Source organism: Pseudonocardia autotrophica (assembly GCF_003945385.1).
Lineage (GTDB): Bacteria > Actinomycetota > Actinomycetes > Mycobacteriales > Pseudonocardiaceae > Pseudonocardia > Pseudonocardia autotrophica.
The window spans coordinates 6608303-6629036 of sequence record NZ_AP018920.1; the positions used below are offsets into that span (position 1 = coordinate 6608303).

Genomic DNA, 20734 nt, shown 5'->3' on the forward strand with positions numbered 1-20734 from the left:
ACGTCCCGGTCCGCCCGTCCCGCACTCAGCCGGTCGCGGGTGCCCCCAGCAGCCGCCGGGCGGCCGCGTCGAGCCCGTAGCCGAGCGCCCCGATCACCAGGATCACCGCCATCACCTTGTCGTAGGCGAGCTGGTCACGGGAGTTGAGGATCTCGTAGCCCAGTCCCGAGGTGACGCCGAGCATCTCCGCGGGCACCAGCACCACCCAGCCGATCCCCAGCGCGAGCCGCACCCCGGTGAGCAGATGCGGCCGGACCGTCGGCAGCACGACCGTCGACAGCGTCTCCCGGCGGCTCGCCCCGAGCGACCGGGCGACCAGGGTGAGCTTCGGGTCGACGGCTCGCACCCCGGCGACGACGTTCAGCACGATCGGCCACACCGCCGCGGCGGCGACCAGGAAGACCACCGGCCGGTGCCCGATACCGAACACCCCGATCGCGACCGGCGCCCAGGCCAGCGGGGAGACCATCCGCAGGAACTGGAACACCGGCCGGGTGCCCTGCTCCAGCAGCGCCGACGAACCGACCGCCAGCCCGATCGCGATGCCCAGCACCCCGGCCACGAGCAGGCCGAGCAGCAGCCGCCACAGGCTGGTCGCGATGTCCTCCAGCAGCACCCCGTCGGCGGCGAGCGCCCCGATCGCGGGCACCGCCTGCTGCGGGGCGAACGCCCGGAGCATGCTGTCCGGCGCGGCCAGCGGGGTGGTCACCAGCCACCACAGCGCGACGGCGACGGCGGTCCCGGCCAGCGGCGCGAGCAGCCGTCCGGCACCGCCGGACGGGCCGGACCTGCCCGGCGGGCTCGTGCGGGACGGGGCCGGGCGGGGCGGGGCGGCGCTCATACGGGGGTCACTTCCTCGGTGCGGGTGAGGGAGGCGGGCAGACCGAACGCGGCCGGGCCGCCGTGCCGCTCGATACTGCGGCGGACGAACCGGTCGTCGGTCAGGTCGGCGTGCACCGAGGCCGGGTCCAGGCCGTCCAGGAACGAGGTGTCGCCGTCGACGACGGTGTCGCGCATCGACTCGACCAGCGCGCCGGTGTAGCCGGGGAACGGGAACGGCTCGAAACCGATCCGTTCGCCGTACCAGTCCGGATGCAGCGGGGAGCGCGGCGGCTGGTCCAGTGCGCGGGTGATCGCGGGCAGCGGCTGGGGCAGGTAGCGGCCGGTGGAGAGCACCGATGCGGCGTCGGCGCGGGCGCCGTCGATCCACTGCTGGGCTCCGGTGATCGCATCGGTGACGCCCTGCACGGCACCCGGGTCGGAGTCGACGAGATCGGACCGCACGACGACCACGCAGCAGGCGTGCCGGCGCCAGGAGTCCCCGACGAAGTGCGCGATCCGGCCGACCCGGCGGATCTCGGCGGCGGCGTTGAACGGGTCCGCGACGATGTAGCCGGCGACCCGCCCGGTGTCCAGCGCGGGGAGCATGTCGGCCGGGCTGAGCACCACGAGCCCGACCGTGCCGTCCCGGGCCGACGGCTGCTCGCGCACCACGGCGCGCAGTCCGGCACCGCGCAGCATCCGCTGCAGCATCACGTTGTGGATCGACCACCAGAACGGGATCGCGACCTGCTGACCGGCCAGGTCGGAGAGCTCACGCACCTGGTGGCCGACGGTCAGCGCGGAGCCGTTGGTGTGGCTCCAGGCGATCATCTGCAACCGGGCGCCGAGCGCGTAGCGCAGCTGCACCGCGAACGGCATCAGCAGGTGGACGACGTCGACCTCGTCGGCCAGGAACGCCTGCGCGAGTGACTCCCAGCCGCGGAACAGCACCGGCCGCTCGACGTCGAGCCCGGCCTCGGCGAACCGGCCCTGGGCGTGCGCGACCAGCAGCGGGGAGGCGTCGGTGATCGGCAGGTAGCCGATCCGCAGCCCGGCGCCGGAGCGCGCGGTGCTGCGGCCCGCGGTGGCGAGATCGGCGATCCCGGCCATCCCACCGCCGACGGCGGCGACGGCGCCCAGCCCGGCCGCGGCGCGCAGCAGGGTGCGCCTGCTGGTGCCGCTCACCGGGCGGCCACCACCTGGGAGCGGTAGCCGGCCAGCACCTCGTCGCGCAGCGGATGCCCGCCGGGTGTCTCGGACGCCGCCGGGGTCCACCGGCCGCCGATACCGCCGTCCCCGTCCAGTGCGGTGACCTGGGTGCCCAGGTAGAGCGCCTCGTCGACGTCGTGGGTGACCAGCACCAGGGTCAGGCCCTCCTCCTGGGCGAACCCGCGCAGCCAGGTCTGCAGCTCGGCGCGGGTCGCCGGGTCGAGCGCCCCGAACGGCTCGTCGAGCAGCAGCACGTCGGGCCGGACCGCCATCCCGCGGGCGATCGCGACCCGCTGGGCCTGTCCGCCGGACAATGCCGCGGGACGGGCCTCGGCGTGCCCGGCCATCCCGAACCGGTCCAGCAGGGCGTCGGCGTGCGCGTCGTCGAACCGGCTCCGGTTGGCGCGGTACCTCCCACCCAGCCGGACGTTCTCCCGGACCGTCAGCCACGGCAGCAGCAGCGGCTCCTGGAACACGGTCGCGGTGACCGGGTCGCCGGGCCGGTGCAGGGTGCCGCCGTCGAGGGGTTCCAGGCCGGCGAGGACCCGCAGCAGGGTGGACTTCCCGCTGCCGGTGGGACCGAGCACGACCTGCCGGTCGCCGCGCTCGATCTCCAGGTCCACCTCGTCCAGCACGGTCCGCGGGCCGTAGCGGCGCACGGCGCCGGTCAGAGCGAGCGCGACAGTTCCCATCTGAGGTGTCCTTCCGTGGGGGCCTGGACCGGGAGGAACGCGCCCTCGCGGAGCCGGCGCGCGACGTCGCTGCTCGCGACGTAGCCGGCTCCGCCTCGGACCGCGGACTCGACCCGGGTGGCGTCGGTGGCGGTGCTCGCGGCGTCCAGTCGCAGCCGCAGCAGCTCCGCCGGGCCGGCCGCCGCCGGATCGGCGGCCAGTGTGTGCAGCCGGTCGTGCACGTCGGCGGCCCGCTCGGCGACCGCCCGCGCGTCCGGGGCCAGCGGCTCGGACGTCCCGGTGGCCCCCTGAAGGGCCGCGTCCGCGGACCGGCCGGCGAGTCCGCTGCAGAACGCGCTCTGCACCAGCAGGAACGTCGGCCGGATGGCGCCGACGAAGGACCGCATGTCGCGGGACAGCACCGCCTCGGGCGCGACCCGGACACCCTCGAGGCGCACCGAGGTGGAGCCGGTCCCGTTCAGCGCGAGCAGCGTCGGGCGCGGCGCCCGGTGCACGCCGTCGTCGGTGGTACAGATCCGGACGACGGCCCGGCCGTCGGTACCCAGCCGGACCGGGAGCACGACGACGGCGTCGTCGAACAGGTTGGACGCCCACCGGATCGGCCCGTCGAGCACCAGCCCGCCGTCCGCGGCCGGGGTCGCCACCACCGGGACCGGCTCCAGCCCGGCCAGGTCGCGCAGCGCAGGCGCCATCGCGGTGGCGCCGATCCGGCCGGCCCGCCGCACCGCATCGGTGAGCGCGGCGTCGGGCCGGTCGGCGTGCGACAGGTACTCGACGGTCATCCGTTGCGCCCAGGTGGCGAACGCCGAGCTCATGCAGTCGCGGGCGATCCCCTCGACCAGGCGCACCGCGTGCGCCGCACCGGAACCGGACGGCGCGATCAGGTCCCGCTCACCGAGCATGCGCAACCCGGTGCGGACGTCGTCCTCCCCGCGGTCGACCGGCCCGGCCGCGTCGGCGAACCAGGTGCCGAGCAGCTCGGTGGCGGGCGCGGTCACCGGTCGCCGCCGGCGAGGGTGTGCAGCCGGTCGATCGGGGTGTCGACGGCCTTGCGGCCGCGGACCACGTCCTCCTCGCCGCCCTCGGCGTCGTAGAAGCACAGGCACTTGGTCATGTCCTCGCGCACGTAGGTACGCAGGAAGCTGACCTCGGGGACGTCGGCGTACAGCGGCGCCTTCGCCTTCTTGCGGGCCAGGTAGGTGTCCATGTCGAGGCCGTCCGGGAAGTCCCACTCGACCAGGTAGCCGGCGGCGGGCTTGGTCTTCTTGAGCTCGTCGAGATCGGCGCCGACCAGGCGCACCTCGTCCGGCCCGGCGACCTCGGCCACCCCGGGCAGCGCGTCGAACCGGCCGGCCAGACCGTCGGCCGAGTCCGCCTCGACGACCGAGAAGACCCGGTCGTGACCGCCGGTGACCTGCGACTCGATCAGCGTCGCGCCGGCCGCGGCGGAGGCGCGGTCGACCTCACCGAGCAGCGCGGTCACCGCGTCCCGCTCGGCGGTGGCGGGGACGAACTCGAACAGGAACAGCGACATGGTGCGACCTCCGGGGTCGGGATGCACGGCGCGCGTGGCCGCCCGCAGGCGGGGACGCGGAGCACGTGGGGATACGAGACAGCGCGCGCAGGCGCGCGGCAGACCTGGATCAGGCCTGCGGCGAGGAGCCGGGACACGCCGCGGCGACGACCCGGAGCAGGTCGACGTGGCGGCGCTTCACCAGCCAGAACGTCCTCACACCGACGACGGTAACAGACAGATCGGTCTATCTGTCCAGTGCGGAGTTATGCTCGTCTCGTGCCGCCTGCGCCCCCTACCACCCTCGGTCCCGCGGAACGCCTGCTCGACGCGGCGGCCACGCTGTTCGACCGCGAGGGCATCCGGGCCGTCGGCATCGACCGGGTGATCGCGTCCGCCGGGGTCGCGCGAGCCAGCCTGTATGCGCACTACGGCTCCAAGGACGCGCTGGTCACCGCCTACCTGGAGCGCGCCGACCACAACGACCTGCTCCGCTGGCAGCGCGCGGTGCGGGGGCTCGCCGACGACCCGCTCGGCCGGATCCGCGCCGCCTTCGAACTCGCCTCGTCGGCCGCCCGCCGGCGCGGCTACCGCGGCTGCCTCTATCTCAACGCCGCGACCGAGTTCCCCGGACCGGCCTCGCCGGTCGCCCCGGTCGTCGCCGAGCACCGGGCCCGGCAGCGCACCGCGTTCCGCGACGCGCTGGTGCAGCTCGGGCATCCGGACCCGGACGAGACCGCCGCCCGGATCCAGCTCGTCTACGACGGCGGGCTGGCCGGCTCGAAGGCCGAGCGCAGCGCGGAGCCGATCGTCCGGGCCGCCGCGCTGGCCGTGGCCCTGGCAACGGGGCTGTTCGCGGAATCGTCCGCGGGGCTGTCCACAGGGTTGCCCACATAGCCGTCCGGCCGCTACCGGCCCGGCCGTCCGGAGGGGGAGGACCCGGATGGTCGGAGATGGTGCGCGGCACACCGGCGACCTAGCGTGAAGGGCCCCGTCCCGCCCAGGAGCGCCGATGATCGACACCGACCGGCTCAGCAACGATCTCGCCGGCTGGCTGGACCGCACCCTCGTCCAGCCGGGGCTGCTGCCCGCCGAGCGGTTCGAGGAGGCGTTCGTGGCCTGTGTCGCGAGCGCGGCGAAGGACCCGGAGTTCCCCGACGACGCCTGGCTCGCTTTCTACCGCAACACCCTCGACGCGCTGGCCGGCGAACCGGAGCCGGGCGGGACGAACGCCGAGACCGCCCCGGTGCACGCCCACGCCCGCACCCTCGTCGTCGGCGACGACGTCCTGGAGCTGGGCTGCTGTTTCGGCTTCCTGTCCCTGCAGCTGGCCCGCGACGGGCACCGGGTCACCGCCACCGACCTCACCGGCGGCACGGTCGGCCTGCTGGCCCGGATGGCCCCGCAGCTGGGTGCCGACGTCGAGACGCACGTCGCCGACGCGCGCGCCGTCGCGCTGCCGGACCGCTGCGCCGACACCGTGTTCGCGGTGCACCTCATCGAGCACCTGCCCGAGGCCGACGGCGACGAGGTGGTCGCCGAGATGCTGCGTCTGGCCCGGCGGCGGGTCGTCGTCGCCGTCCCGTTCGAGGACGAGCCGAACCCGGCCTGGGGGCACGTGCGGACCTTCGACACGGCCGTCCTGGACCGGATCGGCGCGCGTACCGGGCGCCCGTTCGAGGTCACCGAGCATCACGGCGGCTGGCTGGTCGTCGATCTCTGAGACCGCCGGGAACTCCGGGAGCTCCGGGGCCGGCCGCGCGGTGCGCGATCGACTCCAGCGGGCCCCGGTCGTGCGACCGCAGCCAGCACGCCGACGCCACCGCGGACGCCGTCATCACCCCGGCCCAGACCGCGACCACGAGGGCCGTACGGGCCGGTGGGGCCATCCCGGCGAGCGCGCCGCTCAGCCCGAACCCCCAGGCGTGGAACAGCAGCGCGGCCAGGATGTTCTGGCCGACGTAGCAGGTCATCGCCGTCCGGCCGATCGCCGTCAGGCCGCGCCGCACCGGCCCGGCCGGGTCGCGCATCCGGTTCAGCACCTCCGGCACCAGCCCGAGCAACCCGGCCGCCACCAGCGGCGCGACCAGGTAACGCTCGACGGCGAACCAGGCCGGCCCGGCGAGCACCGCCACCACGTTCAGCAGCACCCCGGCCGATCCGAGCAGCATCAGCGTCCGCCGGAGCCGGGCGCCGCCGTCGTCGAACACCCCGGCGCGCAGCAGCGCCGCACCGGCCAGGAACAGCACCACCGCCGACGGCACGATCAGCACCAGCTCGATCCGGAACAGCAGCGGCTGGGTGAGCCGCAGCCACACCTGCCCGGTCCAGGTCGCCGGGTACGGCGGGAGCACCGGATCGCCGGTCTGCGCGAACGCGCCGAGGGTGACCGCCCCGACGACCAGCACGACGAACGCGCCGGCCAGCCCGGCGGCGACCAGCCGCACCGTCCGCGACCGCCCGACCAGCCAGGCCACCAGCACCGACGCGATCGCGTAGCCCATCAGCACGTCGAACTCGAACACCAGCACGTAGTGCAGCAGGCCCTCGGCGAACAGGATCCCGGCCCGGATCAGGTAGCGCCCCGGCCACCGCAGCCCGCGGCGCACCGCGGAGCGGTACTGCAGCTCCATCCCGATCCCGAACAGCAGCGTCAGCAGCGCCAGGAACTTCCCGTTCGCGACCGCGCGCAACACGGCGTCGAGCCACCAGCCGCCGGCGAACCCGGCGAACACCGCAGCGGGCCCGCGCGGATCGGCGAACACCCACACGTTGGTCGCGAAGGTGCCGGCGATGGCCAGCCCGCGCAGGACGTCCGGCGCGGCGAGCCTAGGCCCGGACACGGTCCCGCTCCCGGTCGTCGGCGCCGGGCAGCACGGTCGCCCACAGCGGACCGGCGACGAACCAGATCGCGGCGACCGTCGACACCCGCAGCAGCCAGGCCCACATCGGGTCGGCAGGCCACTGCGCGAGCTCCGGGATCCCGCGCCCGCCGACCACGGTGAGCAGGCACAGCACCCCGGCCGCGATCACCCAGGCCAGCACGACCTTCCCGAACTCGCGCCACTCGTAGCGCATCCGGGCCCGGCCGCCGCGCGGCGGCCGCACCGGGCGCGGCCCACCGGCGAACCGGTGCGCGAACCGGGCGTCCGCCCAGCGGACCAGCGAATGTCCGAACGCGACGGTCACGCCGAGATACACCGCGGCCAGTCCGTGCACCCGGGACGGCTCGCCGCCGGATGCGATGTCCGCGGTGGCGGCGACGATCAGCACCACGTCCATCAGCGGTACGCCGAGCAGCAGCGCGGCGCCGAGTCCGGTGCGGCGCAGCAGGTAACGGGCGGCCAGACCGGCCGCCAGGAACAGCCAGAACCCGATCTCGGCGGCGCCGATCAGCCACAGCAGTGGCTCGGCGAGCAACATCTCCCCCATGGCCGACGATCGTGTCCGGTCACGCCGCCCCGGTCGTCCGGCGCACGACCGATCCGGTCGTACCTCCTTCGACGGACGCACGGACCGCCCGGGACGTGCTGGGATGTCGGGGTGCTCCGTGTCCGTGCCGATCTCCGTACCGATCTGCGCGGGCTGCCGCTGCCGGTCCGGGACGCCGGGGTCGCGCTCGGCTGGTTCGCGTTCGGGCTGTTGCTGATGTGGGCGCTCCCGGATGTGGGGGTGCCGTGGTCCGGGGACGGCGGCGGGATGACGGTCCCGGCGGTCACCGTGCTGGCGCTCGCCTGCCTGGGTGCGGTGCTGCGGCGGGCGCTGGCCCCGGCCGGGCTGGCCCTCGGCACGCTGGCGCTGGCCGTGGGGGTGGTCTGGCAGTCGCGCACCGACGTCGGGACCCTGGTGGTGTTCACCGATCTGCTCTACTGCGCCGTCCGGTACCCGCCGCGGCGCACCGCGCAGATCGTCGCGGTCTGCTCCGGGATCGTGGTGGCACTGCTCGCCGGGGCCGCGCTGGTGTTCGGCGGCGGGCGGCTGGCGATCCTGAGCCTGTTCAATCTGGTCCTGGTCGTCGGTGTGCCCACGGTGTGGGGGCTGGAGGTGCGCCGGCACGCCGACATCGCCGAGGTCGAGCGCGCCCGCGCCCGGGAGGCGGCCAGGGCGGCGGCCAGGGAACGGGACGCGGCGGTCGCCGAGGAACGGGCCCGGATGGCCCGCGACCTGCACGACGTCGTCGCGGGGCGGCTGTCGGCGATCGCGCTGCAGTCGGAGGCCGCGCTGCACTCCGGCGCCGATCCGGCGATGATGCGCCGGGTGCTCGGCACCGTCCGCGAGTCCGGGGTGGCGGCACTCGGCGAGATGCGCACGATGATCGGGCTGCTGCGCACCGGCGGCCCGCACGACCCGCACACCGCACCGGCCCGGCTGTCCGAGCTGGACCGGCTGCTCGACGAGGTCCGCGCCGCCGGGCTGACCGTCCGCCACGTCGACGATCGCCCCCCGGGGACCGAGGTCGGTGCCCCCGTCGAGCTCGCCGGCTTCCGGATCGTGCAGGAGTCGCTGACCAACGCGGCGAAGCACGCCCCCGGCGCGCCGGTCGCCGTCCGGCTGCGGACCGTCGGGGAGGAGCTCGTCATCGAGGTCCGCAACGAGCCGGGCAGCCGACCGGCGACCGAGGGCCCGGCGCTGCACGGTGGCACCGGCCTGGCCGGTCTGGCCGAGCGGGCCCGCGCGGTCGGCGGCACCCTGGTCGCGGGGCCGGACGGCGACGGCTGGCTGGTCCGCGCCGCACTCCCGTTCGGCGGAGGTACCCGGTGAGCATCCGCGTGGTGGTGGCGGACGACCAGGAGGCGGTCCGCACCGGGCTGGTGCTGATCCTGGGGTCCGCCCCCGACATCGAGGTCGTCGCCGAGGTCGGGGACGGGCTCGCCGCGGTGCGCGCGGCCGCGGAGCACCGGCCCGACGTGGTGCTGATGGACATCCGGATGCCCGGGATCGACGGCATCGAGGCGACCCGCCGGATACTCGCCGCGACGAGCATCGAGCTGCCGGGATCCCCGCAGGTGCTGGTGCTGACCACGTTCGATCTCGACGAGCTCGTCGACGGCGCGCTCGCCGCGGGGGCGGCCGGGTTCCTGCTGAAGTCGGTCGACGCCGTCCGGCTGACCGACGGGGTGCGCGCCGTCGCCCGCGGCGAGGGCGTACTGGCGCCGGAGGTGACCCGCCGGGTGATCAGCCGCTACGCGGGCTCCCCCCGGCCGGCACGGGTCCCCGGGCTGGACCGGCTCACCGCCCGCGAGACCGACGTGCTCGCCGGGCTCGGCCGGGGGCTGTCCAACGCGGAGCTCTCGGCGGAGCTGGTGATCTCGGAGGGGACGACGAAGACGCACGTCTCCCGGGTACTGGCGAAGCTGGGGCTGCGCTCACGCACCCAGGCCGCGATCGCCGCCCAGGAGGCGGGGCTGGTCTGAACCGCGTTCCGCGGAACGCGACTCCCCCGGTACCGGCACCGGCACGCCGGCCGGGGTGCGTTCCGCGGAACGCACCCCGGCCGGGTCGGGCGTCGCTGTGACCTGCGTCAGCGCTGCCCGCGGGACGTCTCCAGCGCCCGCCGGGTGAGCACCTGCACCAGGTGCGTCCGGTAGGCGGGGCTGCCGTGCGTGTCCGACGGCGGCTCGGTCCCCTCGGCGGCCAGCGCGGCCGCCTCGGCGATCGAGCGCCCCTCGGCGAGTGCCTGCTCGGTCGCGGTGGCCCGCAGCGACGTCGACCCCATGTTGACCAGGCCGATCCGGTCGCCGGAGACCGCGACGGCGACGATCGCCCAGTCGTTGCTGCGCCGGGTGAACTTCTCGTAGGCCCAGCCGGCGTCCCCGCTGCGCGGGAACCGGATCTCCACGATCAGCTCGTCCGGCTCGCGGACGGTGGAGAACACCCCGGTGTAGAACTCGCCGATCGGCACGTTCCGCTTCCCGCGCGGCCCCTGCAGGACCACCGTGGCGTCCAGCGCGAGCGCCGCGGCCGGCAGGTCGGCCGCCGGGTCGGCGTGCGCGAGGGTGCCGCCCAGGGTGCCGCGGGCCCGGATCTGCGGGTCACCCACGGTGCGGGCGACGGCGGGCAGCAGCGGGACCTCGGCCGCGAGCAGCTCGGAGTCCACCACGTCCCGGTGCTTGGTCCCGGCACCGATGGCGACCTCGCCTGCGGCCTCGTCCAGCGTGATGTAGGAGAGCTCCCGCAGCCGGCCGATGTCGATCACGAACTCGGGCGCGCCGAGGCGCACCTTCATCACCGGGATCAGCGAGTGGCCGCCGGCCAGCACGCTGGCGTCCTCACCCTTCTCGGCGAGCAGCGCGATGGCGTCGTCGAGGGTGTCCGGGCGGGCGTAGTCGAACGCGAGGGGAATCATGCGCCTGCCTCTCCGCGGGAGAAGCCCGGTGCGGTGCGCAGCGCGTCGGACTCGGCCTCGGACTTCTGCTCGGCGTCCGGGTCCTTGCCGGCCGCGACGAGCACCGCACGGACGATGTTGTGGTACCCGGTGCAGCGGCAGAGGTTGCCCTCCAGGCCCTCCCGGACCTTGCGCTCGTCCAGGTCGCTGTCGTGGCTGATCAGCGACACCGCCGACATGACCATGCCCGGGGTGCAGAACCCGCACTGCAGACCGTGCTCGGCGTGGAACGCCTTGGTGACGGGGTGCTCCGGGCGGCCGTCGGAGGCGCCGTCGAGGCCCTCCATCGTGGTGACGGCCTGCTGGTCGGCCTGCACCGACAGCACCGTGCACGACTTGACGGCCTCACCGTCGAGCAGCACCGTGCAGGCGCCGCAGGACGTGGTGTCGCAGCCGATGTTGGTGGCCTTCAGCCCGACCGAGTCGCGCAGGTAGTGCGCGAGCAGCTGCCGGGGCTCGACGTCGGCGCTGGTGCGCTCGCCGTTGACGGTGATCTCTACCTTCACTTGCCGGCCTCCGAAATGGCCTCCCAGACCCGCATGGGGGTCAGGGGCATGTCGATGTGCGTGATACCCAGGTGCGACAGGGCGTCGATGACGGCGCTCTGTGTCGCCGGGGTGGATCCGATCGTCCCGGCCTCGCCGATGCCCTTGTAGCCCATCGGGTTGACCGGGGTCGGGGTGGTCATCTCGACCAGGTCGAAGCTCGGGAGCTCGGCCGCGGAGGGGATGCCGTAGTCGGCGAAGGTACCGGTGAGCGGCTGCCCCTCCTCGTCGTACATCACCTCCTCGAGCAGCGCCTGCGCGATGCCCTGGGCGATGCCGCCGTGCCGCTGCCCGTCGCAGAGCAGCGGGTTCAGGATCGGCCCCGCGTCGTCGACCGCGACGATCCGCTCGACGGTGACCTTGCCGGACTCGGTGTCGACCTCGACGACGCAGACGTGCGCGCCGAACGGGAAGGTCGGCTTCTTGCCGTCCCAGGTGGTCTCGACCTTCAGCTCCTCGCGGGACGCCAGCTCGGCCAGCGTCACCGACTTCCCGGGGACGCCGGCCACGGTGATCGCGGCGTTCTCCGGGTCCAGCTCGAGGTCGTCCACACTGGCCTCGAGCAGGTCGGCGGCGCGCTGCTTGGCGAGATCGACCAGCTCACCGGACGCCTGGTGCACCGCGACGCCACCGGTCTGCAGCGAGCGGGAGCCCATCGTGCCCCCGCCACGCGGCACCAGATCGGTGTCCCCGTGCTTGACGGTGATCTTGTCCAGGCCGATCCCGAGCTGCTCGGACGCGAGCATCGCCCACGCCGTCGCGTGCCCCTGGCCGTGCGGGGAGGTACCGGTCAGCACGGTGACGGTGCCGTCCTCGTGCACCTGCGCCGAGGCGTCCTCGGCGAAGGCGCCACCGCCGGTGATCTCCACGTAGGACGACACGCCGATGCCGAGCTGCCGCACGTCGCCACGCTCGCGGCGCGCCTTCTGCTCCGCGCGCAGCCCCTCGTAGCCGGACTCGGCGAGCGCCAGGTCGATCGCCTTGGCGAACTCGCCGGAGTCGTACTCGACGCCGCCCTTGGTGGTGAACGGGAACTTCTCCGGGGCGACGACGTTGAGCTTGCGCACCTCGGCCGGGTCCTTGCCGATCTCGGCGGCGAACAGGTCCATCGCGCGCTCGATCGCGGCGGTGGCCTCCGGGCGCCCGGCGCCACGGTAGGCGGCGATCGAGGTGGTGTTGGTGACGACGGCGCGGGCGCGCGAGTCGACGTTCTCGATGTCGTAGGTGCCCGGCGCCATCATCCGGGTGAACATCGGCAGGAAGGTGCCCAGGCGCGGGTAGGCGCCCAGGTCCTGCACGACGTCGAGCCGGTAGTGGGTCACCTTCCCGGCGCGGGTGCCGCCGATCGTGATGGTCTGGCGCTGGGCGCGGCCCTGCACCATCCCGGTCATGTTCTCCGAGCGGGACTCGTTCCAGCGCACCGGACGACCCTGCTGCCGCGCGAGCCACGCGACCAGCGCGAACTCCGGATCGGAGCCGATCTTCGCGCCGAATCCGCCACCGACGTCGGGCAGGATCACCCGGACCTTGTCCTTGTCCAGGCCCAGCCAGCCGGCGACCTCGTCGCGGCCGCCCTGGGCGTTCTGGTTCGACATGTAGACGGTGAGGTGGTCGCCCTCCCAGAACGCGCTCGCGGCCCGCGTCTCCAGCGGCGCGGCGGCCAGGCGCTGGTTCACCAGGTCCCGGGTCACCACGACCTCGCAGCCGGAGAAGAAGTCCGCATCCGGCTCGGAGTCGTGCCCGTAGGCGGCGGCGGTGTTGGTGCCGGCCTCCGGGAAGAGCAGGGTCTCGTCGTCGGCGGCGGCGAGCGGATCGATCACCACCGGCAGCGGCTCGTACTCGACGTCGACCAGCTCGGCGGCGTCCTCGCCCTGGTAGAACTCGTCGGTCAGCACGGCGGCGACCGGCTCGCCGACGAAGCGCACCCGGTCGGTCGCCAGGAACGGCCGCGTCATCGCCTTGTTCGCGCCCGGGAACAGCAGCGCCGGCGCGATGTCGAGATCGGCCCCGGTGACCACCGCGACCACGCCGGGCGCGTCGAGTGCGGCCGCGGTGTCGATCGAGGAGATCGTCGCGTGGGCCAGCGGCGAGCGGACGAGCGTCAGGTGCAACGCCCCGGTCAGCCGTTCGTCGGTCAGGTCGTCGGTGTAGGTCGCGCCGCGCGTGAGGAAGACCGGATCCTCGGTGCGGACGACGCGGGTGCCCAAGATGCTCATCGCCGCCGAGCGTATAGCCGTCCCGGGCCGTATGCGACGGGCGAAACCGGACGATTGCGCAGGTCAGGGCACCCTTATCGCCCGACGGATCCGCATCTGCGGATCCGATCCCGTATCCGTCTCCGATTATCAGGAAACCTGCGATGCAGGGCGTCGGCGGAGCGGCGGTCGGCGGCCGATCACCTCGGCGTCGCCGAACACCGCGGGCGAGGCCGCGGACGATTCGAGGAAGTCGGCGAGCGGGCCACGCTCGTAGGGGACCGCCGCCTCCAGCCGGTCGCGTGCCTCGGCCGGGAGCGTGAGATCGGCCGCCGCCATCACCTCGGCCACCTGGTCGGCCCGGCGCAGACCGATCAACGGGTGCACGAGCGGGTACCGCGAGCGGGTCTGGTCAAGGTCTCCGCCGGGGACGACCGGTGCTCCGCCGCCGATCGGGTCGTGCGGCCGTCGGTGTTGCAGCTGCTGGAGCGGCTCGACGCCGAGCCCGCGCTGGTGATCGACCGCTGCGGCGAGGTGCTCGCACGGTCGACGGGCACCGACCGGCTCGGGCTCCCGGTGACGGCGAACATCGCCCGGTTCGTGGTCACCGATCCGCGCGCCGGGGACCTGCTCGACGACCGGGACGCACTCGCCGACGAGTGGGCCGCCCGGCTGCGCTCGGCGGCCGAGCTCGGCGACGGGCCGGCGGCGGCGCTCGCCGCCGAACTCGGGGCGGCACCGGGATCGGACTTCGGCGCGCGCTACCGCGCCGCCGTCCGGATCCCGGCCTGGTCGGGGACCGAACGCTGGTCCGGGCGGAGCTGGCACTACGAGGCACCGGAGCTGCCCGGGACCCCCGAGCACCGGCTGCTGGTCTACCTCTCGGACTCCTCCCACCACGGCCGGATCGCCCAGAACGGCGAGACCGGGCCGTGCCCGGCGCCCAGCGGGTAGGAGTGCCGCACGGCGTCGACGATGTAGCGCTTCCCGAACCGGACGGCGGACTCCAGATCGAGCCCGCGGGCCAGTCCGGACGCGATCGACGCCGCGAGCGAGTCGCCGCCGCCGTGCGTGTTGCCGGTGGCGAAACGCGGGCCGGGCAGCTCGACGAAGGTGTCGCCGTCGAAGAGCAGATCGAGGCAGCCGTCGGTGTCCTCGGCCAGGTGCCCGCCCTTGACCAGGACGGCGCCGGCGCCGAGCGCGTGCAGCGCCTTCGCGGCGGCGTACTGACCGTCCCGGTCGTGCACGTCGTGCTCGACGAGCAGCCGGATCTCGTCCAGGTTCGGGGTGATCAGGGTGGCCCGCGGGAACAGGGTGTGCCGGTAGGCGTCCAGCGCCTCGGCGGCGAGCAGCGGATCGCCGTGCATCGACGCCGCGACCGGATCGACGACCAGCGGGGTCGCCCGGTCCCGGCCGATCCCGTGCTCGTCGCAGGCCGCCGCGACGGCCTCGATGATCTCGGCGTTCGCCAGCATCCCGGTCTTCGCGGCCTGCAGCCCGATGTCGGCCGCGACGCTCGCGATCTGCCCGGCGATCGTCTCCACCGGGATCGTGTGCACGCCGGTGACACCGACGGTGTTCTGCACGGTCACCGCGCACACCGCGACGCAGCCGTGCACCCCGCAGGCGGCGAACGCCCGCAGGTCGGCCGGGATGCCGGCGCCGCCCCCGGAGTCGGTGCCGGCGATCGTCAGCACCCGTGGCGGGGTCGTACCGACGGTGGGTTCGGCCATGGTCGAGTCCTCACTCCCTGGCCGGCATTACCCGGCCGGTACGCGGTCGGCGGCGTCTCCCCGCCCTCTCAGCCCGCTCGTCGGCGAGCTCCCGCACCTGCAGACCCGACCGTAACCCGGGCCCGGGACCCGGGGTCGCGGCGGCCGGGATCGTCGGCCCCGCGATACGCAGCGGGATGGGCGCGGCGCGGGACGACCCCCCGACGAGTCGTCCCGCACCGCGCCCGGCCGGTCAGTCCCCGGCGGAGGCGATCGGCAGGTAGACCCGGCCGCCCTCGTCCCGGAACTCGTCGGACTTCTCGTCCATCCCGGCCTCGATCGCCTCGACGCTGGTCAGACCATGCGCCTCGGCGTAGTCCCGGACGTCCTGGGTGATCTTCATCGAGCAGAACTTCGGCCCGCACATCGAGCAGAAGTGCGCCGACTTCGCGGGCCCCGCCGGCAGCGTCTCGTCGTGATAGGACTGCGCCGTGTCCGGGTCCAGGGAGAGCGCGAACTGGTCCCGCCAGCGGAACTCGAACCGGGCCTGGGACAGGGCGTCGTCACGGGACTGGGCGTGCGGGTGCCCCTTCGCCAGGTCGGCCGCGTGCGCGGCGATCTTGTAGGTGATCACGCCGACCTTCACGTCGTCCCGGTTGGGCAGGCCCAGGTGCTCCTTCGGGGTGACGTAGCAGAGCATCGCGGTACCGGCCTCGGCGATCCGGGCGGCACCGATCGCGGAGGTGATGTGGTCGTAGCCGGGCGCGATGTCGGTGGCCAGCGGACCGAGGGTGTAGAACGGTGCCTCGTCGCACCACTGTTCCTCCAGCCGCACGTTCTCCACGATCTTGTCCATCGGGACGTGGCCGGGGCCCTCGATCATCACCTGCACGTCGTGCTCGCGGGCGATCCGGGTCAGCTCGCCGAGCGTCTTCAGCTCGGCCAGCTGGGCCTCGTCGTTCGCATCGGCGATCGATCCGGGGCGCAGCCCGTCACCGAGCGAGAAGGTGACGTCGTAGCGGCGCAGGATCTCGCACAGCTCGGCGAAGCGGGTGTAGAGGAACGATTCGCGGTGGTGCGCCAGGCACCACGCGGCCATGATCGAACCGCCGCGGGAGACGATCCCGGTGACCCGCTTGGCGGTCAGCGGCACGAACCTCAGCAGCACGCCGGCGTGCACCGTCATGTAGTCGACGCCCTGCTCGCACTGCTCGATCACGGTGTCCCGGTAGACCTCCCAGGACAGCTTCGTCGGATCGCCGTCCACCTTCTCCAGTGCCTGGTAGATCGGCACCGTGCCGATCGGGACCGGCGAGTTGCGCAGCAGCCACTCCCGGGTCTCGTGGATGTCGCGGCCGGTGGACAGGTCCATCACGGTGTCGGCACCCCATCGGGTCGCCCAGACCAGCTTCTCCACCTCCTCTTCGATCGAGGAGGAGACCGCGGAGTTCCCGATATTGGCGTTGATCTTGGTGAGGAACCGCTTGCCGATGATCATCGGCTCGGACTCGGGGTGGTTGACGTTCACCGGGATCACCGCGCGACCGCGGGCGACCTCGGACCGGACCAGTTCGACGTCGCACTGCTCGCGGATCGCGATGAAGCGCATCTCCGGTGTGATCACCCCGGCCCTGGCGTACGACAGCTGGGTCCCCGGCTCCCGCGACGCCACCCACGGAGCGCGCAGCGCGGGCAGTCCCGCCCGCACGTCGATCTCCGCATCGGCATCGGTGTAGGGGCCGGAGGTGTCGTAGACGTCGTGGTGCTCCCCGTTCGAGAGCCCGATCCGCCGGACCGGGACCGAGATCCCGTCCGGCCCGTCCACATAGGACTTGGTGGATCCGGCGATCGGGCCGGTGGTGACCTGCGGGCGCACGTGAGCGGTCGTCATGACGACAGTCCTCCCTGGCCGGCATTACCCGGCCGGTTCTGCGGTCGGCGGCCGATCGGCCCGCCCTCTCAGCCCCGCGCGACGGAGCTCCCGCGTTTTCAGATGTGCCCCGACCGTAGGCACCGCGCACCGCGACACGCCAGCCCTTCGGCGCGTCTCACCCGGATGCCGGGAATGATCTTCGCTCGTCGTGGGTTCTCTGCCTGCATGAGCAACCAAGCCGAGTTGAGCCCGACGGACTGGGTCCGCGAGCAGACCGAGCAGATCCTGGCGAACGGGACGACCGACGGCGTGACCGTCCTGGATCGCCCGATCGTGCTGGTGACGACGACCGGCGCGAAGTCGGGGAAGAAGCGTTACGTACCCGTCATGCGGGTCGAGCACGACGGCGCCTACGCCATGATCGCTTCCAAGGGCGGCACCCCGGAGCACCCCGCCTGGTACCACAACGTGCTGGCGAACCCCGAGGTCGAGGTGCAGGACGGCACCTCGACCGGCACCCTCGTCGCCCGCGAGGTCACCGGCGACGAGCGCCGGACGTGGTGGGAGCGCTCCGTCGAGGCCTACCCGCCCTACGCCGAGTACCAGGAGAAGACCTCCCGGGTCATCCCGGTGTTCGTGCTGGAGCCCAAGAGCTGACCCCCTGCCGGTCGCGCGCCCGACCCCTCGTGCGGGCGCGCGACCGGGGTTCACGCGATGACGCCGTGTGCGGGCTCGACCCGCCCGGCCCGGCGCATCGGACCGACCGACGCCAGCACCGCCACGACCACGACCCCCGCGGCCAGCCCGGCGAGCTGGCCCACCGGTAGCCCGGTGAGCGAACCGATACCCGTCGTCCGCAACGCCAGCACGCCGTAGACGGCGCCCAGCACCACCCCGAGCACCGCCGCGACCACACCGGCCAGCGTCGCCTCGGCGGCCACCGCACGCCGCGCGGCGACCCGGGACAGCCCCACCGTGCGCAGCAGCGCGATCTCCCGGGTGCGCTCGCTGACCGACAGCGCCATCGTCACCCCGACGCCGACGACGGCGACCAGCAGCGTCACCCCGACCAGCCCGAGTCCGATCCAGCGGACGACGCCGATCGCGGACTCCGTCTGTTCCTGCAGATCCGCGGTGAACATGACCGGGGCGTCGCCCGCCCCGCCCACCACTGCGGTCCGTACCGCGACCGGGTCCGCGCCCGCCACCGGATCCACGAGCACGAGTCCGTCGTCGACCCGGGCGGTCAGGTCCGGGGACCTGTCGAGCTGGGCCGCCAGTGTCGCGGCCTCGTCGTCCCCACCGGGCATCACCACGATGTCGGCCGGGTAGTTGCGTTCGATCGTGGCCTGTATGTCGGCCGAGGCACCGGCCACGCTCACCAGCAGCGCCGCGGTCAGACCCACTCCCAGCGACAGCACGGTCGTCATGGCCGCGGTACGCCGCGACATCCGCCGCGCGTTGCCCACCGCGATCCGGCCCGGAGCCCAGCGGGCGACGAGCGGCGCCACCAGCGCGGCCACCCCGGACACCACGAACGGCCCGGCGACCACGATGGCCGCGAACACCGCCAGCCCGGACAGCGCGGCCGCGGCGGTCCCCAGCCCCGGTTCCCCGATACCGAGCCCGGCCACCGCGAGCGCCACCGCCGCGACGACCGCGAGCGCGGCGAGCGGCAGCCGGATCCGGGCCCGCGGCGCGCGGGCCCCGGTCGCGTCCGCGGCACCGAGCGCCACCACCGGCGGGGTCCGCCCGGCGGCGAGCGCCGGCGACAGCGCGGCCAGCACCGTCACGACGACGGCGAGCAGCACACATCCCGCGATCCGCCCCCACGGCACGACGAGCGCCGGGACATCGGCACCGGAGGCACCGGCCGCCGCCAGCGCCGCCCACCCGCCGCCGACGGCGATCAGCGCGCCCGCGACCCCGGCGACCAGACCGGTGAGCGCTGCCTCGACCAGCACCGACCGGGCCACCTGTCCGCGGCTGGCACCGACACAGCGCAGCATCGCCAGCTCGCGGGTGCGCCGGGCCAGGATGATCCGGAACGTGGAGGCGACCACCACGGCCGCCGCGACCAGCGCCAGTCCGACGAACACCGACAGGCCGGCCAGCAGTGCGTTCGCCGATGTCGACGCCCTGGCGAGGTCCTCGGCCCGCTGCTCCTCGGCGGGCTGGACCTGCGTGACACCGCTGACCGCGGCGAGCGCGGCCGGATCCGGGTCACCGGCGACGGCGATCCGGCTGCCGAAGAACCCGGCGACGGCCGGGTCGGTCTCCTGCACGACCAGCGCGTCGCTGTACTCGTACCGCACCGGCACCACACCGGTGACGGTCAGCGTCCGGCCGTCGACCTCGAGGGTGGAGCCGGAGCCGAGCCCGGTGCGCTCCGCGGTACCCGCTCCGATCAGCACCTCGTCCGGTCCGGCCGGCAGCCGGCCGTCGGTGGGCGTGGCCAGGGTGCTCAACGGCCCGGTCATCGGGTCGGTGCGGATCATCCAGCTGCCGCTGGCACTGCCCGCGACGACCTGGACCATCGTCTCGGCCGATGCCGACGCCGCGGTCACCCCGGGCACCGTCCGGAGCCGGTCCACCACAGCGGCGGTATCGGTCGTGTCGTCGGTGACCGATACGCCGGCCCTCCCCCCGGCACCGCCCCCGCTGCCGTCGGCCTCCAGCGCGAACGTCGCGCCGGCGGGAACGGTGGAGGAGTTCTCGGTGAGGTCCGCTCGCAGGGTCGAGGTCAGCAGCACCGACGCGGCAGCGAACACCGTCGCCACCAGCACCGCCAGCCCGGTGAGCAGCAGCCGGCGCGGGCTGCGGCGGGCGCCGGCGACGGCGGCACGGGTGGCCGGGTTCACCGGACCACCGGGCCGGTGATCGTGACGTCGGCCCGTGCGGGGTCGTCGGTGGTGGTCAGCGCGCCCATCGCGGACAGCACCCGGTCCGGGCTGGGCCGGTCGAGCCGGCCCGCGGCGCGACCGTCGCGCAGCAGCAGGACCTGGTCCGACGCGGAAGCCGCGACCGGATCATGGGTCACCATGACGACGGTCTGGCCGTAGTCGTCGACGCAGGCCCGCAGCAGGCCCAGCAGCTCGTGCCCGGAACGGGTGTCGAGCGCGCCGGTGGGCTCGTCGGCGACGATGATCTCCGGTCGCCCGAGCAGCGCCCTGGCCACGGCGACGCGCTGGCGCTGCCCGCCGGACAGCTCCGACGGCAGGTGGGTGAGCCGGTCGGAGATGCCGAGCCGCTCGACCAGCTCCGCCCGCCAGGCGTGGTTGGGCCGGCGCCCGGCGAGCGAGACGGCCAGGTCGATGTTCTCCCCCGCGGTGAGGTGCGGCAGCAGGTTCCCCTCCTGGAACACGAAGCCCATCCGGTCACGCCGGACCTGGGTCAGCGCGGAGTCGTTCAGGGCTCCGAGATCGGTCTCGCCCAGCAGCACCTGTCCGGAGGTCGGCCGGTCCAGTCCGGCCAGGCAGTGCAGCAGAGTCGACTTACCCGACCCGCTCGGCCCCATCACCGCGGTGAACCGCCCCGCGGGCAACCACAGCGTGATCCCGTCCAGCGCGCGCACCGCGGCCCGGCCCTGCCCGTAGGTGCGGACCAGGTTCACCGTCGCCGCGGCGACCCGCCCCGGCACATCGGCCGGATTCCTCAACCCCTCGATCATGTCGATCACCCTGCCGGTGATCGGGGGCGGTGGCATCGGCCCGTGGTAGGGCCTACCCGTCCGGGTCGTCGTACTTCCGACCGAGGTCCGGCCTCTTCGGCGCGTCCTACGGTGTGCT

Annotated in this window: 21 protein-coding genes; 6 read left to right on the plus strand and 15 right to left on the minus strand. The window is 74.1% G+C overall.

Annotated elements, in window-relative coordinates; genetic code table 11:
- Positions 1-25 precede the first annotated feature (25 nt).
- From Pdca_RS30705 to Pdca_RS30725, 5 genes are read right to left on the minus strand one after another with little or no spacing between them, the layout of a single operon-like run.
- The gene (locus tag Pdca_RS30705) at positions 26-841 is read right to left on the minus strand and encodes an ABC transporter permease (RefSeq protein WP_085910499.1); all 816 of its coding nucleotides are present in this window, start codon (positions 839-841) and stop codon (positions 26-28) included.
- Entirely contained in the window at positions 838-2007 is a 1170-nt protein-coding gene (locus Pdca_RS30710; RefSeq protein ID WP_085910498.1) for an ABC transporter substrate-binding protein, read from the minus strand. The genes Pdca_RS30705 and Pdca_RS30710 overlap by 4 nt, the downstream gene beginning before the upstream one ends.
- Positions 2004-2723 (minus strand): ABC transporter ATP-binding protein, encoded by a 720-nt coding sequence (locus Pdca_RS30715; RefSeq protein WP_085910497.1) that lies wholly within the window; start codon positions 2721-2723, stop codon positions 2004-2006. The genes Pdca_RS30710 and Pdca_RS30715 overlap by 4 nt, the downstream gene beginning before the upstream one ends.
- Positions 2699-3721, minus strand: a complete 1023-nt coding sequence (locus Pdca_RS30720) for an acyl-CoA dehydrogenase family protein (RefSeq protein ID WP_085910496.1) — start codon at positions 3719-3721, stop codon at positions 2699-2701. Before Pdca_RS30720 ends, Pdca_RS30715 begins: the two co-directional genes overlap by 25 nt.
- Positions 3718-4257 (minus strand): DUF4242 domain-containing protein, encoded by a 540-nt coding sequence (locus Pdca_RS30725; RefSeq protein ID WP_085910495.1) that lies wholly within the window; start codon positions 4255-4257, stop codon positions 3718-3720. Before Pdca_RS30725 ends, Pdca_RS30720 begins: the two co-directional genes overlap by 4 nt.
- Positions 4258-4515: 258 nt before the next feature.
- Between Pdca_RS30725 and Pdca_RS30730 the strand changes: the two genes are divergently transcribed.
- A complete protein-coding gene (locus Pdca_RS30730; RefSeq protein ID WP_085910494.1) occupies positions 4516-5133 on the plus strand; it encodes a TetR/AcrR family transcriptional regulator in 618 nt (205 codons plus the stop codon).
- A gap of 115 nt (positions 5134-5248) precedes the next feature.
- Positions 5249-5959, plus strand: a complete 711-nt coding sequence (gene mftM, locus Pdca_RS30735; protein ID WP_085910493.1) for a mycofactocin oligosaccharide methyltransferase MftM — start codon at positions 5249-5251, stop codon at positions 5957-5959.
- Here the strand turns inward: mftM and Pdca_RS30740 are convergent.
- Both Pdca_RS30740 and Pdca_RS30745 read right to left on the minus strand, forming a co-directional pair.
- Positions 5919-7079: a DUF418 domain-containing protein gene (locus tag Pdca_RS30740; protein WP_174824384.1), complete on the minus strand. Its 1161-nt coding sequence runs from the start codon at positions 7077-7079 to the stop codon at positions 5919-5921. The two genes, mftM and Pdca_RS30740, sit on opposite strands and share 41 nt — an antisense overlap.
- Positions 7066-7668 carry a hypothetical protein gene (locus Pdca_RS30745; protein WP_085910491.1) on the minus strand — a complete coding sequence of 201 codons (603 nt, stop codon included), beginning with the start codon at positions 7666-7668 and terminating at the stop codon, positions 7066-7068. Before Pdca_RS30745 ends, Pdca_RS30740 begins: the two co-directional genes overlap by 14 nt.
- A 111-nt stretch (positions 7669-7779) precedes the next feature.
- Between Pdca_RS30745 and Pdca_RS30750 the strand changes: the two genes are divergently transcribed.
- Positions 7780-8997: a sensor histidine kinase gene (locus Pdca_RS30750; protein ID WP_085910490.1), complete on the plus strand. Its 1218-nt coding sequence runs from the start codon at positions 7780-7782 to the stop codon at positions 8995-8997.
- On the plus strand, positions 8994-9650 hold the full coding sequence (locus Pdca_RS30755; protein ID WP_085910489.1) for a response regulator transcription factor: 657 nt from the start codon (positions 8994-8996) through the stop codon (positions 9648-9650). Before Pdca_RS30750 ends, Pdca_RS30755 begins: the two co-directional genes overlap by 4 nt.
- A 107-nt stretch (positions 9651-9757) precedes the next feature.
- Here Pdca_RS30755 and Pdca_RS30760 read toward each other — a convergent pair whose 3' ends face one another.
- The 4 genes from Pdca_RS30760 to Pdca_RS30775 form a co-directional block, all read right to left on the minus strand.
- Positions 9758-10582 carry an FAD binding domain-containing protein gene (locus tag Pdca_RS30760; protein WP_085910488.1) on the minus strand — a complete coding sequence of 275 codons (825 nt, stop codon included), beginning with the start codon at positions 10580-10582 and terminating at the stop codon, positions 9758-9760.
- Positions 10579-11127, minus strand: coding sequence for a (2Fe-2S)-binding protein (locus Pdca_RS30765; protein ID WP_085910487.1), 549 nt, complete (start codon positions 11125-11127; stop codon positions 10579-10581). Before Pdca_RS30765 ends, Pdca_RS30760 begins: the two co-directional genes overlap by 4 nt.
- Positions 11124-13382 (minus strand): xanthine dehydrogenase family protein molybdopterin-binding subunit, encoded by a 2259-nt coding sequence (locus tag Pdca_RS30770; protein WP_085910486.1) that lies wholly within the window; start codon positions 13380-13382, stop codon positions 11124-11126. The genes Pdca_RS30765 and Pdca_RS30770 overlap by 4 nt, the downstream gene beginning before the upstream one ends.
- A 129-nt stretch (positions 13383-13511) precedes the next feature.
- Positions 13512-13748: a hypothetical protein gene (locus Pdca_RS30775; RefSeq protein WP_085910485.1), complete on the minus strand. Its 237-nt coding sequence runs from the start codon at positions 13746-13748 to the stop codon at positions 13512-13514.
- Between Pdca_RS30775 and Pdca_RS30780 the strand changes: the two genes are divergently transcribed.
- On the plus strand, positions 13743-14315 hold the full coding sequence (locus Pdca_RS30780) for an MmyB family transcriptional regulator (RefSeq protein WP_085910484.1): 573 nt from the start codon (positions 13743-13745) through the stop codon (positions 14313-14315). The two genes, Pdca_RS30775 and Pdca_RS30780, sit on opposite strands and share 6 nt — an antisense overlap.
- Here Pdca_RS30780 and thiD read toward each other — a convergent pair.
- Together thiD and thiC are read right to left on the minus strand one after the other, a co-directional pair.
- Positions 14237-15094 (minus strand): bifunctional hydroxymethylpyrimidine kinase/phosphomethylpyrimidine kinase, encoded by an 858-nt coding sequence (thiD, locus tag Pdca_RS30785; RefSeq protein WP_085910483.1) that lies wholly within the window; start codon positions 15092-15094, stop codon positions 14237-14239. The two genes, Pdca_RS30780 and thiD, sit on opposite strands and share 79 nt — an antisense overlap.
- Positions 15095-15326: 232 nt before the next feature.
- On the minus strand, positions 15327-16964 hold the full coding sequence (gene thiC, locus Pdca_RS30790) for a phosphomethylpyrimidine synthase ThiC (protein WP_085910482.1): 1638 nt from the start codon (positions 16962-16964) through the stop codon (positions 15327-15329).
- Between the two features lie 207 nt (positions 16965-17171).
- Between thiC and Pdca_RS30795 the strand changes: the two genes are divergently transcribed.
- Positions 17172-17603 carry a nitroreductase family deazaflavin-dependent oxidoreductase gene (locus Pdca_RS30795; protein WP_085910481.1) on the plus strand — a complete coding sequence of 144 codons (432 nt, stop codon included), beginning with the start codon at positions 17172-17174 and terminating at the stop codon, positions 17601-17603.
- A 50-nt stretch (positions 17604-17653) separates the two neighbouring features.
- Here the strand turns inward: Pdca_RS30795 and Pdca_RS30800 are convergent, their stop codons facing one another.
- Both Pdca_RS30800 and Pdca_RS30805 read right to left on the minus strand, forming a co-directional pair.
- Positions 17654-19807: an FtsX-like permease family protein gene (locus Pdca_RS30800; protein WP_085910480.1), complete on the minus strand. Its 2154-nt coding sequence runs from the start codon at positions 19805-19807 to the stop codon at positions 17654-17656.
- Positions 19804-20652: an ABC transporter ATP-binding protein gene (locus Pdca_RS30805; RefSeq protein WP_373865539.1), complete on the minus strand. Its 849-nt coding sequence runs from the start codon at positions 20650-20652 to the stop codon at positions 19804-19806. Before Pdca_RS30805 ends, Pdca_RS30800 begins: the two co-directional genes overlap by 4 nt.
- Positions 20653-20734 lie beyond the last annotated feature (82 nt).

Coding starts and splice junctions, on each gene's coding strand:
- Pdca_RS30805 (WP_373865539.1), bottom strand. CDS start 20,652: ATGCCACCGCCCCCGATCACCGGCAGGGTGATCGACATGATCGAGGGG.
- mftM (WP_085910493.1), top strand. CDS start 5,249: ATGATCGACACCGACCGGCTCAGCAACGATCTCGCCGGCTGGCTGGAC.
- Pdca_RS30760 (WP_085910488.1), bottom strand. CDS start 10,582: ATGATTCCCCTCGCGTTCGACTACGCCCGCCCGGACACCCTCGACGAC.
- Pdca_RS30745 (WP_085910491.1), bottom strand. CDS start 7,668: ATGGGGGAGATGTTGCTCGCCGAGCCACTGCTGTGGCTGATCGGCGCC.
- Pdca_RS30795 (WP_085910481.1), top strand. CDS start 17,172: ATGAGCAACCAAGCCGAGTTGAGCCCGACGGACTGGGTCCGCGAGCAG.
- Pdca_RS30715 (WP_085910497.1), bottom strand. CDS start 2,723: ATGGGAACTGTCGCGCTCGCTCTGACCGGCGCCGTGCGCCGCTACGGC.
- thiC (WP_085910482.1), bottom strand. CDS start 16,964: ATGACGACCGCTCACGTGCGCCCGCAGGTCACCACCGGCCCGATCGCC.
- Pdca_RS30725 (WP_085910495.1), bottom strand. CDS start 4,257: ATGTCGCTGTTCCTGTTCGAGTTCGTCCCCGCCACCGCCGAGCGGGAC.
- Pdca_RS30770 (WP_085910486.1), bottom strand. CDS start 13,382: ATGAGCATCTTGGGCACCCGCGTCGTCCGCACCGAGGATCCGGTCTTC.
- thiD (WP_085910483.1), bottom strand. CDS start 15,094: ATGGCCGAACCCACCGTCGGTACGACCCCGCCACGGGTGCTGACGATC.
- Pdca_RS30705 (WP_085910499.1), bottom strand. CDS start 841: ATGAGCGCCGCCCCGCCCCGCCCGGCCCCGTCCCGCACGAGCCCGCCG.